The 17,289-nt window shown below is 65.9% G+C and carries 2 protein-coding genes; both read right to left on the bottom strand.

What is annotated here, in order from left to right:
• Positions 1–16: 16 nt before the first annotated feature.
• Complete coding sequence (locus AC6CIE_RS22465; RefSeq protein ID WP_498094078.1) at positions 17–16,534, bottom strand: retention module-containing protein; 16,518 nt, start codon at positions 16,532–16,534, stop codon at positions 17–19.
• Between the two features lie 84 nt (positions 16,535–16,618).
• A complete protein-coding gene (locus AC6CIE_RS22460) occupies positions 16,619–17,275 on the bottom strand; it encodes a response regulator transcription factor (protein ID WP_175138570.1) in 657 nt (218 codons plus the stop codon).
• Positions 17,276–17,289: the final 14 nt, after the last annotated feature.

The following is a 17,289-nucleotide window of genomic DNA, read 5'->3' as shown; positions in this document are numbered from 1 at the left end:
CCCGTCAGGTCGATGATCAATGATGATCGACGTTCAGCTTCCCCTTCTGCAGCAGGTCGTTGATGATGGCCTGGTTGCTGACGGCATGACCGTTGACGTCATGGGTGAGATCGACACCCTCCAGCACGATCTTCTGATCGGCACCCTGGCCGATCTGGCCCTTGGTGTTGATCTCGAGAATCGTATTGTTGGAGTTTGCCGGATCCTGCTTGAAGTTGAGATAGTTGGACAGGTTGCCGTCCTTCTCGCCCACGAGCAGGTCCTTCAGGTCCAGCACATCGCCGCCGTCCGCGGGTTTGGCCAGGGAGAAGTCCTTGATCCGGTCCACGGCAGGGTTGGACGTCGTGCCCTGATCGTTGAACTCCCAGCGGAACGTATCCGAACCGTCGCCACCGATCAGGGTGTCGTTGCCCTTGCCGCCGACCAGCACGTCGTTGCCCTTGCCGCCGTTGAGCGTATCGTTGCCATCGCCCGCAAGCAGGATCTCGCTCTTGTCGGTGCCCAGCAGCGTGCTACCCGCTTGATAGGCCACCGAAACATTGGCGCTATCGCTAAGGCCATCCGCCGTGTTGATCGTGTACGACGAATTCGCGGTGTCGGCAACGTGTGACGCGCCGGAGTAGTCGACGGTCATGGTGAGCATGTAGTCTTCTTCTCCCGTGCCGCCCCACGCCGATCCGTTGTCGTCGATGTTGACGATATGGATCTCGTAGCTGGCGCCGCTCGTCGTGGCAGGGATGGAGTCGCCACTCTTGAGCACGACGTAGTCGTCAGAGCTTCCGGCCAGGCGATATTCCATCCGGATCCAATTGGGTTGCAGGTTGTGATTCAGCGTCAGAACTTCTCCGGCCAGAAGGGCGAAGGTGATCGAATCCTGGTCATTGCCGCGGGCGGCGCCGACGCTACCGAGATATCCGTCCACCTTGATCTGAGCGCGATTCTGACCAACCTGGGCCAGGTCGGCGCGGTTGACCGTCAGGAACTTGTTCGCGTTGTTGGTGCTGCTGGTGCCGTCAAACCCAAGCGTCTTGACCGACGAGGCAGCAAAATCGGCTCCCTTTTCCTTCCAGCCCGTATTCACCGTCAGCGGTCCCACCGTCAACGCGCCCGTGCCGCGCACGTCGTTGGCAAGCAGCGATCCGGCCTGAACCGTCAATTGCGAGCTCAGGATGTTGGTGATCACCGTGTCGTTCACGGCATCCGGGTTTTGATGGACCGGCGCCGTGACCGTCAGCGTGAGGCTGGCGCTTGCCGTATCGCCGTCGCCATCCCTGACCGTGTACTGGACGGTGTCGGTGCCGGCGGTTTGCGGCTGGTAGCGGTAATCGCCCAGGTTTTCACCTGCCAGATCGATCGTGAACTTGCCGTGCGACGTCGTCACCGTCAGTTCGGACTTGGCCGAATCGAAGGTGAAGGTCGCGCCGGCGCTGGCCGTAACCTTGTTGGTCGCAACGTCGTAGTTGTACGTCTTGCCGTCGATCACCAGTTGCGTGATGCGCGCACCGGCCAGGTCGGCGCCCAGCGTGCCGCCCGCCGCGATGTCGCCGACGATCGGCGGCGCGATGGTGTCCGAAATCGCCGTATCCAGACCGTTCAGGTCCTTCACGATGATCGTGTTGCTGTCCTGCGGCTTGCTGGGGTTGTAGGACACCGGATCGATGTACGTGCCGGTGGCTGCGGTGCCCAGACCAATACCGTAGGAATTGATCTGGTTGTCCGTGAGGAACTTCTCCCACGTCGCCTGTTGAGCGGCGTAGACGGGACCGTTTTCGGGGTTTCCGTCGGTAAAGAAGTAGGAAATGTTCTGGACAGAGGCGCCTTCCAGCTTGCCCGTGCCAGAGTTGTTCCACGCGGTCATGGCGGCGTTCAGCGCAGCTTCGTAGTTGGTGCCGCCGCCGTAGCTCAAGCCATCGACAAGCGTCTTGGCCTGCGCCAGCGACATCCAGCCGCCTCCCTTCTGGCTTGCCGACGAGTTGAACTCCAGAATCATGACGCGCACGTCGCCGGACTCGCCGTACTGGTCGAGCAGCTTGCCGACCGAGGACTTCAGCACCTCCAGACGCGAGAGCTCGCGTTTGCCGCTGTAGACGCCGCTGCCGAAGTTCATGCTGCCGGACGTATCCAGCGTCAGCATGATGTTGGTGCCGCGTGACGACAGCGCGGCGCCGTCGGCGATCGGAACCAGCGTCGGCGCCGTGTCGGTGACCAACACGCCCAGGTCGCCCGTGGCCTTGCCGCCGAACTTGTCTTCGACCGTGACGGTGAAGTGGTCCTGGACGTTGGTGTCGTCGCCGGTGTGTTGCTGCGCGCCGCTGGTCTGGTACGTGTAGGTCACCTTGCCGGTGGCCGCGTCGTAACCGGTGAGCGTCAGCGTGCCCTTGCTGGTGGTCAGCGTGAGCGGGTTGCTCGACAGGCCCGCCAGGCGGTCCAACGTCAGCGTGGCATCGGCGTTGCCCGTGCCGTCGATCGAGATCGACTTCAGTCCGGCTGCCGCCGTGATCACGAAGGACCCGCTACCGGTGGCCTGCGCTTCGGACACGCTCAGGACGCCAGGGGCGCCGGCGTTGGTGTCTTCGATCGTCAGGGTCGGTCCCGTCGGCTCGACACCACCGACCTGGAATTGGCCGTTGGCATAGTCGCCGTCCGCGTCCGTCACCTGGTACGTGAAGTCGATCAGCTTGTTGGCCGTGCCGTTCATGGGCTGGTACTGATAGAACTCCCACTTGCCGGTGGCCGGTGTCAGACGGATCTCGAACACCAGATTGCCCGATGCATCCAGACCCTGGATCAGGTTGCCGTTCGAAGCCACATTGGTCTTGATTGCGCCGCCATCACGCGTCGTCAGGCCGCTTTCCACGCCCGTCAGCTTCAGCGTGCCGGGGCCGTCAGCGCCGTACGCAAACTGCAGGTTGCCGTCGGCGTAGGCAATGGCATGGACGTCCTGGCTGCCCAGGAACGTCACGCCCGTGACCGTGAAGTCGCTGTTGTCGCTGGACGAATTCTTGTGGTTGTCCGTGGCGGACACCACAATCGTGTCGAAACCGCCTTCCTCGACCCGGAAGTTCGCCGCGTAGTCGCCGCCGCTCTTGTCGGAGGTGAAGGTGCGTTCGGCGATCAACACGCCATCGCGATAGAAACGTGCAACGCCGCTTTCCACTTCGCCACCGTACATGGCGGCAAAGTCGATGGTTGCGCCGTAGGCGATCTTTCCGCCGGTGAGGCGGATCGTCAGTTCTTCCGACGCGCCTTTGCCGTTCAGTTCGCGGTAGTCCACCTCGTTCGCAATGTTGTGATACGGGGAACCCGTGCTCGCCACACCCAGCCCAGCGGTGCTCTGGTTGACCTTGGCGTCGATGAGCGTCAGGTCGTTGCTCGAGGTGAATCCCTTGGCCGAGACTTCCACCGCGCCGTTGCCGAACGTGAACTTCCATTGGCTGTCGCTGCTGGAGTTGCCCGCAAACGACACCTTGCCGGTGTAGACGTCCGGAATGCCGGCGGATTCGACGTTGACGGGCGCGTTCTGCTGCACGACAGGCGAATCGTCTTCGATCGTCACGTTCAGGTTGGTAGTGACCGGTGCATTGACGCCGTCAGCAACCTTGACGGTCACGGACAGGCTGACCGTGTCTTCCCGCGTCGTGTCAGGATGGTCCACCGGTGCCAACATCTGCACCGTGTAGGCGCCAGCGTTGTCGATCTTGATGATGATCGCGTCGGCGGAGCCGGCGCGGCCGGTCAGGGTATGACCATTGTCGGACAGGGTCCAGACAATGGGCACGCCGTCGGAGACGAGGCTGCCATTGGCCGGCGCCACCAGCGTGATCGTGTAGGCGGCTCCGCTGTTGTCGTCGGAGATGCTCAACTGGCCATTGGCCTTCGCCGAGTCGGTCGTGTCGGACGTGCCATTGCCGTCCTTGATGCCACCGGTCAAGCCTTCCTCGGACACCGCGACGGATGCGTTGCCAACGACAGGCGGCTTGTTGATATCCACGATGGCAGCGTTGCCGCTGTCCGAGATGCCGGCCGGCAGGGCCGTGCCGCTTGCGGTCTGACCGGAGAGCGTGGCGTTCAGAACCATGCTCTCGGTGCCTTCGTAGACGCCGTCGGCGGTCGTGGGCACTTGGACCACAATGCCACCGGTGGTGCCGGACGGAACCTTGACGCTGTACGAGCCGTCCGCGTTGGCCGTTACCGCCACCGACACGCCGCCGATCATCACGACGGGCTTGCCGTAGTCGGCTGCGGTGACCTGGCCTCCCAACGTGAAGGTGAGGGTGGTTTCGGCATCGACCGGCTTGCTCAGGGCGACGTTGAAGCTCGCCGTGTTGCCTTCCGTCACGTTGCCCGCGTCGGAGACATTGAGCGACGGCACATCGGCGCCCGGACCGCGGTCGTCAACGATGACGGCGCTGCCGGAATCCGTGATGTTGCCAGGCAGGGCGGCGCCGCTGGCGGTGTTGCCCGACAGCGTGGCGTCCAGCGTCAGTTGCTCGCGGCCTTCAAAGATGGTGTCGTTGATGGTCGGAACCGTGACGACGATGCCGCTGGTGGTGCCGGCAGGCACATTGATGCTGAAGGAGCCATCGGCGTTGGCCGTGACCGTGACGGTCTTGCCACCGATGGTGACCGTGGGCGTGCCGATGTCGCCGGTTTCGATCTCGCCACCGAGCTTGAAGGTGAGCTTGGTGTCGGCATCGACGGCCTTGGTCAGGGCCACGTTGAAGACGGCGCTGCTGCCTTCGTTGACGTCGCCTGCGTCGGACACGTTCAGGGCCGGCACATCGGCGCCCGGGCCGCGGTCGTCAACGATGACGGCGCTGCCCGAGTCGGTGATGTTGCCGGGCAGCGCGACGCCGCTGGCGGTGTTGCCCGAGAGCGTGGCGTCCAGCGTCAGCTGTTCGCGGCCTTCGAAGACCGCGTCGTCGGTGGTCGGGACGGTGACGACGATGCCGCCGGTCGTGCCAGCCGGCACGGTGACGCTGTAGGAACCATCGGAGTTCGCCGTGACGGTCACGGCCTTGCCGCCGATCATGACGGTGGGCGTGCCGATGTCGCCGGTTTCGATCTCGCCACCAAGCTTGAAGGTGAGCTTGGTGTCGGCATCGACGGCCTTGGTCAGGGCCACGTTGAAGACGGCGTTGCTGCCTTCGTTGACGTTGCCGGGATCCGAGACGGTCAGGGCCGGCACATCGGCGCCCGGGTTCGGGTTGGACGGATCGGTGCTGTTGGTATCGACAATCGTGGCGCTGCCCGAGTCGGTGATGTTGCCCGGCAGGGCGACACCGCTGGCGGTATTGCCCGAGAGCGTGGCGTCCAGCGTTAGCTGTTCGCGGCCTTCGAAGACCGAGTCGTCGGTGGTCGGAACCGTGACGACGATGCCGCCCGTGGTGCCAGCCGGCACGGTGACGCTGTAGGAGCCATCAGCGTTGGTCGTGACCGCGACGGTCTTGCCACTGATGGTGACCGTGGGCGTGCCGATGTCGCCGGTTTCGATCTCGCCACCGAGCTTGAAGGTGAGCGTGGTGTCAGCGTCGACAGCCTTGGTCAGCGCGACATTGAAGACGGCGTTGCTGCCTTCGTTGACGTTGCCGGGATCCGAGACGGTCAGGGCCGGGATATCGGCACCCGGACCGCGGTCGTCAACGATGACGGCGCTGCCGGAGTCGGTGATGTTGCCCGGCAGGGCGACACCGCTGGCGGTGTTGCCCGAGAGCGTAGCGTCCAGCGTCAGCTGTTCACGGCCTTCGAACACCGAGTCGTCGGTGGTCGGAACCGTGACGACGATGCCGCCCGTGGTGCCAGCCGGCACGGTGATGCTGAAGGTGCCATCGGCGTTGGCCGTGACAGTGGCAGTCTTGCCGCCGATCGTGACGGTGGGCGTGCCGATGTCACCGGTTTCGATCTCGCCACCCAGCTTGAAGGTCAGCTTGGTGTCGGCGTCAACCGCCTTGGACAGCGCGACATTAAAGACGGCGTTGCCGCCCTCATTCACATCGCCCGCATCCGAGACGGTCAGGGCCGGCACATCGGCGCCCGGGTTCGGGTTGGACGGATCGGTGCTTTCGGTATCGACGATCGTGGCGCTGCCGGAGTCGGTAATGTTGCCAGGCAAGGCGACGCCGCTGGCGGAGTTGCCCGTCAGCGTGGCGTCCAGCGTCAGCTGTTCGCGGCCTTCAAAGACGGTGTCGTCGGTGGTCGGAACCGTGACGACGATGCCGCCCGTGGTGCCAGCCGGCACGGTGACGCTGAAAGTGCCATCGGCGTTGGCCGTGACCGTGGCAGGCTTGCCGCCGATCATGACCGTGGGGGTTCCCACATCGCCGGCTTCGATTTCGCCACCGAGCTTGAAGGTGAGCGTGGTGTCAGCGTCGACAGCCTTGGTCAGCGCGACATTGAAGACGGCGTTGCTGCCTTCGTTGACGTCGCCTGCGTCCGAGACGGTCAGGGCCGGGACATCGGCGCCCGGGTTCGGGTTCGACGGGTCGGGGCTTTCGGTATCGACGATCGTCGCGCTACCGGAGTCGGTGATGTTGCCTGGCAAGGCGACGCCGCTGGCGGAGTTGCCCGTCAGCGTGGCATCCAGCGTCAGCTGTTCGCGGCCTTCAAAGACGGTGTCGTCAGTGGTCGGAACCGTGACGACGATGCCACCGGTCGTGCCAGCCGGCACGGTGACGCTGAAAGTGCCATCGGCGTTGGCCGTGACCGGGGCGGGCTTGCCGCCGATCATGACGGTGGGGGTACCCACGTCGCCGGCTTCGATTTCGCCACCGAGCTTGAAGGTGAGCGTGGTGTCGGCATCGACGGCCTTGGTCAGGGCCACGTTGAAGACGGCGTTGCTGCCTTCGTTGACGTCGCCGGCATCCGAGACGGTGAGCGCGGGCACGTCAGCGCCGGGGTTCGGGTTCGACGGATCGGTGCTGTCGGTATCGACGATCGTGGCGCTGCCCGAGTCGGTGATGTTGCCCGGCAAGGCGACGCCGCTGGCGGTAGTGCCCGAGAGCGTGGCGCCCAGCGTCAGTTGTTCGCGGCCTTCAAAGACGGTGTCGTCGGTGGTCGGGACGGTGACGACGATGCCGCCGGTGGTGCCCGCCGGCACGGTGACGCTGTACGAGCCATCGGCGTTCGCCGTGACCGTGACGGCCTTGCCGCCGATCATGACCGTGGGGGTGCCCACGTCGCCGGCTTCGATCTGACCGCCCAGCGTGAACGTCAGCGTCGTGTTGGCATCAATCGGCTTGGTCAGCGCGACGTTGAAGACCGCATTGCTGCCTTCGTTGACATCGCCTGCGTCCGAGACGGTCAGGCCCGGCACGTCGGCGCCCGGACCGCGGTCGTCAACGATGACGGCGCTGCCCGAGTCGGTGATGTTGCCCGGCAGCGCGACACCGCTGTCGGTGGTGCCCGAGAGCGTGGCTTCCAGCGTCAGCTGTTCGCGGCCTTCGAAGACGGCGTCGTCAGTGGTCGGAACCGTGACGACGATGCCGCCCGTGGTGCCAGCCGGCACAGTGATGCTGTAGGAACCATCGGCGTTGGCCGTGACGGTGACGGGCTTGCCGCCAATCATCACGGTGGGCGCGCCCACGTCGCCGACTTCGATCTGACCTCCCAGCGTGAACGTCAGGGTGGTGTCGGCGTCAACGGCCTTGGACAGGGCCACGTTGAAGACGGCGTCGTTGCCTTCATCGACGTCGCCGGCATCCGAGACAGTCAGGGCCGGGACATCGGCGCCCGGGTTCGGGTTGGACGGATCGGTGCTTTCGGTATCGACGATCGTCGCGCTACCGGAGTCGGTGATGTTGCCAGGCAAGGCGACGCCGCTGGCGGTATTGCCCGAGAGCGTGGCGTCCAGCGTCAGCTGTTCGCGGCCTTCAAAGACGGTGTCGTCGGTGGTCGGAACCGTGACGACGATGCCGCCGGTGGTGCCAGCCGGCACGGTGACGCTGAAAGTGCCATCGGCGTTGGCCGTGACGGTGGCAGGCTTGCCGCCGATCATGACCGTGGGAGCACCCACGTCACCGGCTTCAATTTCGCCACCCAGCTTGAAGGTGAGCGTGGTGTCGGCGTCGACGGCCTTGGTCAGCGCGACATTGAAGACGGCATTGCTGCCTTCGTTGACGTCGCCGGCATCCGAGACGGTGAGCGCAGGCACATCGGCGCCCGGGTTCGGGTTGGACGGATCGGTGCTTTCGGTATCGACAATCGTCGCGCTACCGGAATCGGTGATGTTGCCCGGGAGAGCGACGCCGCTGGCGGAATTGCCGGTCAGCGTGGCGTCCAGCGTCAGTTGTTCACGGCCTTCGAAGACCGAGTCATCGGTGGTCGGGACCGTGACGACGATGCCGCCCGTGGTGCCAGCAGGCACGGTGACGCTGAAAGTGCCATCGGCGTTGGCCGTGACCGTGGCGGGTTTGCCGCCGATCATGACGGTGGGTGCACCCACATCGCCGGTTTCGATTTCGCCACCCAGCTTGAAGGTGAGCGTGGTGTCAGCGTCGACGGCCTTGGACAGCGCGACATTGAAGACGGCGTTGCTGCCTTCGTTGACGTCGCCGGCGTCCGAGACGCTCAGGGAAGGCACGTCGGCGCCTGAGCCATGGTCGTCAACGATGACGGCGCTGCCGGAGTCGGTGATGTTGCCAGGCAGGGCGATGCCGCTGGCCGAGTTGCCGGTCAGCGTAGCGTCGAGCGTCAGTTGTTCACGGCCTTCGAAGACCGAGTCGTCGGTGGTCGGAACCGTGACAACGATGCCACCGGTGGTGCCGGCAGGCACGGTGACGCTGTAGGAGCCATCGGCGTTAACCGTGACGACGGCAGGCTTGCCACCGATCACGACGGTGGGGGCACCCACGTCGCCCGCTTCAATCTGACCACCCAGCGTGAACGTCAGGGTGGTGTCGGCATCAACCGGCTTGGACAGGGCGACATTGAAAACAGCGTCGTTGCCTTCGTTGACGTCGCCGGCGTCCGAGACGCTCAGGGAAGGCACGTCGGCGCCCGAGCCATGGTCGTCAACGATGACGGCGCTGCCGGAGTCGGAGATGTTGCCAGGCAAAGCGATGCCGCTGGCCGAGTTGCCGGTCAGCGTGGCGTCGAGCGTCAGTTGTTCACGGCCTTCGAAGACCGAGTCGTCGGTGGTCGGAACCGTGACAACGATGCCACCGGTGGTGCCGGCAGGCACGGTGACGCTGTAGGAGCCATCGGCGTTAACCGTGACGACGGCAGGCTTGCCACCGATCACGACGGTGGGGGCACCCACGTCGCCCGCTTCAATCTGACCACCCAGCGTGAACGTCAGGGTGGTGTCGGCATCAACCGGCTTGGACAGGGCGACATTGAAAACAGCGTCGTTGCCTTCGTTGACGTCGCCGGCGTCCGAGACGCTCAGGGACGGCACGTCGGCGCCCGAGCCATGGTCGTCAACGATGACGGCGCTACCGGAATCGGTAATGTTGCCAGGCAGGGCAACGCCGCTGACGGTATTGCCCGACAGCGTGGCTTCCAGCGTGAGTTGTTCGCGGCCTTCGAAGACCGAGTCGTCGGTGGTCGGGACCGTGACAACGATGCCACCGGTGGTACCCGCCGGCACGGTGACGCTGTACGTACCGTCCGGATTGGCCGTGACCGTGGCGGGCTTGCCGCCGATCATGACGGTGGGGGTGCCGACGTCGCCGGCTTCGATCTGGCCGCCCAGCGTGAACGTCAGGGTGGTGTCGGCGTCAACGGCCTTGGACAGCGCAACGTTGAAGACCGCGTCGCTACCTTCGTTGACATCGCCCGCGTCGGAGACGGACAGGGCCGGCACGTCGGCGCCCGGGTTCGGGTTCGACGGATCGGTGCTGTCGGTGTCGACAATGGTGGCGCTACCGGAGTCGGTGATGTTGCCCGGCAGGGCGATTCCGCTGGCCGAGCTGCCGGTCAGCGTGGCATCCAGCGTCAGCTGTTCGCGCCCTTCGAACACGGAGTCGTCGGAGGTCGGGACCGTGACAACGATGCCGCCGGTGGTGCCGGCAGGAACGGTGACGCTGTACGTACCGTCCGGATTGGCCGTGACCGTGGCAGGCTTGCCACCGATCATGACGGTGGGCGTGCCGACGTCGCCCGCTTCGATCTGACCGCCCAGCGTGAACGTCAGCGTGGTGTCGGCGTCGACGGGCTTGGACAGTGCGACGTTGAAGACGGCGTCGCTGCCTTCGTTGACGTCGCCGGCGTCGGAGACGCTCAAGGACGGCACATCCGCGCCCGAACCGTGGTCGTCAACGATGACGGCGCTGCCGGAGTCGGTGATGTTGCCCGGCAGGGCGACGCCGCTGGCCGAGCTGCCCGACAGCGTAGCTTCCAGCGTGAGCTGCTCGCGGCCTTCGAAGACCGAGTCGTCCGTGGTCGGGACCGTGACAACGATACCGCCGGTCGTACCGGCAGGAACCGTAACGCTGTACGTACCGTCCGGATTGGCCGTGACCGTGGCAGGCTTGCCACCGATCATGACGGTGGGGGTGCCCACGTCGCCCGCTTCAATCTGACCACCCAGCGTGAACGTCAGCGTGGTGTCGGCGTCAACCGGCTTGGACAGGGCCACGTTGAAGACGGCGTCGTTGCCCTCGTTGACGTCGCCGGCGTCCGAGACGCTCAGGGACGGCACGTCGGCGCCCGAGCCATGGTCGTCAACGATGACGGCGCTGCCGGAGTCGGTGATGTTGCCAGGCAGGGCGATGCCGCTGGCCGAGCTGCCGGTCAGCGTGGCATCCAGCGTGAGCTGTTCACGGCCTTCGAAGACCGAGTCGTCGGTGGTCGGAACCGTGACGACGATGCCGCCGGTCGTACCGGCAGGCACGGTGACGCTGTAGGAGCCATCGGCGTTGGCCGTGACGGTGGCGGGCTTGCCGCCAATCATCACGGTGGGGGTGCCGACGTCGCCGGCTTCGATCTGACCGCCCAGCGTGAACGTCAGGGTGGTGTCGGCATCGACAGCCTTGGTCAGCGCAACGTTGAAGACGGCGTCGCTGCCTTCGTTGACATCGCCCGCATCCGAGACGGTCAGGGCCGGCACATCCGCGCCAGAGCCATGATCGTCAACGATGACGGCGCTGCCGGAGTCGGTGATGTTGCCGGGCAGCGCGACGCCGCTGGCGGTATTGCCGGACAGCGTGGCTTCCAGCGTGAGCTGCTCGCGGCCTTCAAAGACCGAGTCGTCCGTGGTCGGGACCGTGACCACGATGCCGCCGGTGGTGCCAGCCGGCACGGTGATGCTGAAAGTGCCATCGGCGTTGGCCGTGACGGGGGCGGGCTTGCCGCCAATCATGACGGTGGGCGTGCCCACGTCGCCGGCTTCGATCTGGCCGCCCAGCTTGAAGGTGAGCGTCGTGTCGGCATCGACCGGCTTGGACAGCGCAACGTTGAAGGTGGCGTCGTTGCCTTCGTTGACATCGCCCGCATCCGAGACGGACAGGGCCGGCACGTCGGCGCCCGGGTTGGGGTTCGACGGATCGGTGCTGTCGGTATCGACAATGGTGGCGCTACCGGAATCGGTGATGTTGCCCGGCAGCGCGATACCGCTGGCGGAGCTGCCGGTCAGCGTGGCGTCCAGCGTCAGTTGTTCACGGCCTTCGAACACCGAATCGTCGGTGGTCGGAACCGTGACAACGATGCCGCCGGTCGTACCGGCAGGCACGGTGACGCTGTAGGAGCCATCGGCGTTAACCGTGACGACGGCAGGCTTGCCACCGATCATGACGGCTGGGGCACCCACGTCGCCCGCTTCAATCTGACCACCCAGCGTGAACGTCAGGGTGGTGTCGGCATCAACCGGCTTGGACAGGGCGACGTTGAAGGTGGCGTTGCTGCCTTCGTTGACGTCGCCGGCGTCCGAGACGCTCAAGGACGGCACATCCGCACCCGAACCGTGATCGTCAACGATGACGGCGCTGCCGGAGTCGGTGATGTTGCCTGGCAGGGCGATGCCGCTGGCCGAGCTGCCGGTCAGCGTGGCGTCCAGGGTCAGTTGCTCGCGGCCTTCGAACACCGAATCATCGGTTGTCGGGACGGTGACGACGATGCCGCCGGTCGTACCAGCCGGCACCGTGATGCTGTACGAGCCATCGGCATTCGCGGTCACGACGGCAGACTTGCCGCCGATCATGACGGTCGGCGTACCCACGTCGCCGGCTTCGATTTGGCCACCCAGCGTGAACGTCAGCGTGGTGTCGGCGTCGACGGGCTTGGACAGCGCGACGTTGAAGACGGCGTCGTTGCCTTCGTTGACGTCGCCGGCGTCCGAGACGCTCAGGGACGGCACGTCGGCGCCCGAACCGTGATCGTCAACGATGACGGCGCTGCCCGAGTCGGTGATGTTGCCGGGCAGGGCAACGCCGCTGGCGGTATTACCGGACAGCGTGGCTTCCAGCGTGAGTTGCTCGCGGCCTTCGAAGACCGAGTCGTCCGTGGTCGGGACCGTGACAACGATGCCACCGGTGGTACCCGCCGGCACCGTAACGCTGTACGTGCCGTCCGGATTGGTCGTGACGGTGGCGGGCTTGCCGCCGATCATGACCGTGGGCGCACCCACGTCACCCGCTTCGATCTGGCCGCCCAGCGTGAACGTCAGGGTGGTGTCGGCATCCACCGGCTTGGACAGCGCGACGTTGAAGACGGCGTTGTCGCCTTCGTTGACGTCGCCGGCATCCGAGACGGACACGGCCGGCACGTCAGCGCCCGGATTCGGGTTGGACGGGTCGGTGCTTTCGGTATCGACAATCGTGGCGCTGCCGGAATCCGTGATGTTGCCAGGCAGGGCGACGCCGCTGGCGGTATTACCCGAGAGCGTGGCGTCCAGCGTCAGCTGTTCACGGCCTTCGAAGACAGAGTCATCCGTGGTCGGCACCGTGACCACGATGCCGCCGGTCGTGCCGGCAGGCACCGTAACGCTGAACGTGCCGTCCGGATTGGCCGTGACGGTGGCGGGCTTGCCGCCGATCATGACGGTGGGAACGCCCACGTCGCCGGCTTCAATCTGGCCGCCCAGCGTGAATGTCAGCGTGGTGTCGGCGTCGACCGGCTTGGTCAGCGCGACATTGAAGACGGCGTCGCTGCCTTCGTTGACGTCGCCGGCATCCGAGACAGAGAGCGCCGGCACATCGGCGCCCGGGTTCGGGTTCGACGGGTCCGTGCTTTCGGTGTCCACAATGGTGGCGCTACCGGAATCGGTGATGTTGCCCGGCAGTGCCACGCCGCTGGCCGAGTTGCCGGTCAGCGTGGCATCCAGCGTCAGCTGTTCGCGGCCTTCGAACACCGCGTCGTCGGTGGTCGGAACGGTGACGACGATGCCGCCAGTCGTACCAGCCGGCACGGTGATGCTATAGGAGCCATCGGCATTGGCAGTCACGACGGCGGGTTTGCCACCGATCATGACGGTGGGGACACCGATGTCGCCGGCTTCGATTTGCCCGCCCAGCGTGAACGTCAGCGTGGTATCGGCGTCGACGGCCTTGGTCAGCGCGACATTGAAGACCGCGTTGCTGCCTTCGTTGACGTCGCCGGCGTCCGAGACGGTGAGGGCAGGCACGTCGGCGCCTTCGCCCTGGTTGTCAACGATGACGGCGCTGCCGGAGTCGGTGATGTTGCCAGGCAGGGCGACGCCGCTGGCGGTATTGCCCGAAAGGGTGGCGTCCAGCGTCAGCTGCTCACGGCCTTCGAAAACCGAGTCGTCGGTGGTCGGGACGGTGACGACGATGCCGCCGGTGGTGCCGGCAGGAACGGTCACGCTGTACGTGCCGTCAGGATTGGCCGTGACGGTGGCGGGCTTGCCGCCGATCATGACGGTGGGGGTGCCGACGTCGCCGGCTTCAATCTGACCGCCCAACGTGAACGTCAGGGTGGTGTCGGCATCAACCGGCTTGGTCAGCGCGACATTGAAGACCGCATCGCTGCCTTCATTGACGTCGCCGGCATCCGAAACGGTGAGCGCAGGCACGTCGGCGCCCGGGTTCGGGTTGGACGGGTCGGTGCTTTCGGTATCGACAATCGTGGCGCTACCGGAGTCGGTGATGTTGCCCGGCAGCGCAACGCCGCTGGCGGTATTGCCCGAGAGCGTGGCGTCCAGCGTCAGCTGTTCACGGCCTTCGAAGACCGAGTCGTCGGTGGTCGGGACGGTGACGACGATGCCGCCGGTCGTGCCAGCCGGCACGGTAATGCTGTAGGAGCCATCGGCGTTGGCCGTGACCGTGACGGGCTTGCCGCCAATCATGACGGTCGGGGTGCCGACGTCGCCGGCTTCGATCTGACCACCCAGCGTGAACGTCAGGGTGGTGTCGGCATCGACCGGCTTGGTCAGCGCGACGTTGAAGACAGCGTCGCTGCCTTCGTTGACATCGCCCGCGTCGGAGACGGACAGGGCCGGCACGTCGGCGCCCGGGTTCGGGTTCGACGGGTCGGTGCTTTCGGTATCGACGATCGTCGCGCTACCGGAGTCGGTGATGTTGCCCGGCAACGCGACGCCGCTGGCGGTATTGCCCGAGAGGGTGGCGTCCAGCGTCAGCTGTTCGCGGCCTTCGAACACGGAATCGTCGGTGGTCGGTACGGTGACGACGATGCCGCCGGTCGTGCCAGCCGGCACGGTGATGCTGTAGGTGCCATCGGCATTGGCCGTGACCGCGACGGGCTGGCCGCCGATCATGACGGTGGGGGTGCCGATGTCGCCGGCTTCGATCTGACCGCCCAGCTTGAACGTCAGGGTGGTGTCCGCATCGACCGGCTTGGTCAGCGCGACATTGAAGACCGCGTTGCTGCCTTCGTTGACATCGCCTGCGTCGGCTACGGTGAGGCTCGGCACGTCGGCGCCAGGACCGCGGTCGTCCACGATGACGGCGCTGCCCGAATCGGTGATGTTGCCCGGCAGCGCGACGCCGCTGGCGGTATTGCCCGAAAGCGTGGCGTTCAGGGTCAGTTGCTCACGGCCTTCGAACACCGAATCGTCGGTGGTCGGCACGGTGACGACGATGCCGCCGGTCGTGCCAGCCGGCACGGTGACGCTGAAGGAGCCGTCGGCGTTGGCCGTGACGGTGGCAGGCCGGCCGCCGATCATGACGGTGGGGGTGCCCACGTCGCCGGCTTCAATCTGACCGCCCAGCGTGAACGTCAGGGTGGTGTCGGCGTCGACCGACTTGGTCAGCGCGACGTTGAAGACGGCGTCGCTACCTTCGTTGACTTCGCCCGCGTCCGAGACGGTCAGGGCCGGCACGTCGGCGCCCGGGTTCGGGTTGGTCGGGTCGGTGCTATCGGTATCGACAATCGTGGCGTTGCCGGTGTCGGAGATGCCGGCGGGCAGCTGGGCGCCGTTGGCCGCCTGGCCGCTGAGCGTGGCCTCCAGCGTCAGGGTCTCGCGGCCCTCGAAAGTGTTGTCGTCGGTCGTGGGCAAGGTCACCACGATGCCGTTCGTGACGCCGGCGGGCAGCTTGAAGCTGTACGTGCCGTCTGCATTGGCAGTCACGGCCACGGCCACGCCGCCGATGGTGACGACAGGCACGCCGACATCCTGGGCTTCGACCTGACCACCGACCTTGAGCGTGATGGTCGTTTCACGGTCCAGATCGACCGTGTTGCCCAGGGTGATGTTGAACGTGGCGTTGCCGCCTTCGTTGATGACGCCGGCATCCGACACGGCGATCGTGGGCACGTCGAGCACGCCGACGATGGTGACGGCGACCGTTGCGGTCGAGGTGGCGCCCGACGGGTCGGTAATCGTGTAGGAAATGGTCGAGGTCGCGGTTTCGCCTTCGCCCAGGCCCTTGTATTCGCCGTTGGGATTGAAAACGTACGATCCGTCAGGAAATATCGTGAACGACCCGCCGTTCGAGCCGGGCACGGTCAGTCCGGCGCCGGTCATCGGACGGCCGTTGACGGATACCAGCGTCAGTGCGTCGCCATCGGCGTCCGCGTCGTTCGAGAGCAGGTTCCCGCGGATCGAATCGTCTTGGCGCGTGGAGACGGCGTCGTTCAGGGCATTCGGGGGCGTGTTGCCCGGAACCGGTGCGGCGGCGTCGCCGTCATCGCCGGTCAGGGCAGCGCCCGACACGCGCGGCAGCGTGTCGTCGCCACGCGCCGGGTTCGGGTAGGCCAGGTCCAGCGGGCTGGTGGTTTCCAGGATGCGGGCCAGGCGCACGAAGCTGCTGCCGCCGGCTTCGCCGCCGCCGGCCACGACCGCGGCCGTGGGATCCAATTCATCGAACGGGTCGCGGCCGGCTTGCAGGGCGGCCAGCAGGCGATCGGAATCGGTGCCCGAGGGCGGCGCGACGGCGGCTTCCGTCGGATCGGCCAGCGGGCCGGTCATGTCGCCGTTGACGGCGACTTCGCGGCCTTCGCCGATCACGATCGGCATGCCGTTTTCAACCTGAAGCGAAACCGTGGCGCCCGAGGCAGTGACGATGTCGCTGCCGGCCGGGACTTTGCTGCCTTGATGCAGTTCGGTCAGGGAACCGTCGCTATTGCGTATCCACGCGCGACCGGAGATTTCGTTGACGACTGCGGGGGAGGAGTTGGCCATGTTGGTTCCGTTTCAGGGAGTTATCCAAGATGGCCAGATACTACGGGTCGCCGATGCCGGCGGATATTGTCCTTGAGGACAGGTTCACGCAGTGATTTTGCTGCGTGCGTCAGTGGGTGCGGAAATACCGTGGACCAGCAGGGCGAGCTGCAGGCGGTCGGTGACGCCGAGCTTGTCGAACACCGCCGACAGATGCGCCTTGACGGTGCGTTCCGTGATGCCCAGCGCCTCGGCGATCTGGGCGTTGGCTTGGCCGCTGGCGGCGTAGCGCGCGACGGTGATTTCGCGCTCGGTCAGCCGGCCGCCGTCCCAGGCGTGCGCGTCCTGCGCGCGCTCGGTGACAAGCTTGAGCAGGCGGGACACCAGCGAGCGTCCCATCCAGATGCCGCCGGAGGCGACGACTTCCAGCGCCTGCGCCATCGCGGCGGGCTGCGCATAGCTGTGGCAGTAGCCGTGCGCCCCGGCGCCCAGCGCCTGCGTGCCTTGCTCGTCGTTGGGGCTGGCGCTGGCGACCACGACATGCAGGCCGGCCAGCGTCGGCGTCCATGCTGGATCGTGCCAGGAGGGGAGCTTGGGCACGTCGGCATCCAGCACCGCCAGCGTACGGCCTTGTTCTCGCCAGCGTTGCAGATCCGCCAGGCCTCGCCCGCGGGCTGCCATCCAGCGCGCCGGGTCAAGCGCGCGCCAGTGCTGCCAGAGCAGGTCGTCGTGCGTAATCAACAGGACGGGAATGGGTTTCATAAGGCCTTGAAGCT

The organism is Achromobacter sp. GQ309, assembly GCF_059759315.1.
Note: the sequence above shows the minus strand (reverse complement) of the source record. Positions and strands in the feature narration are given on the sequence as shown.

Excerpts from the sequence above, each read along its gene's own strand:
- AC6CIE_RS22460 (WP_175138570.1), bottom strand. The coding sequence starts at position 17,275 with ATGAAACCCATTCCCGTCCTGTTGATTACGCACGACGACCTGCTCTGG.
- AC6CIE_RS22465 (WP_498094078.1), bottom strand. The coding sequence starts at position 16,534 with ATGGCCAACTCCTCCCCCGCAGTCGTCAACGAAATCTCCGGTCGCGCG.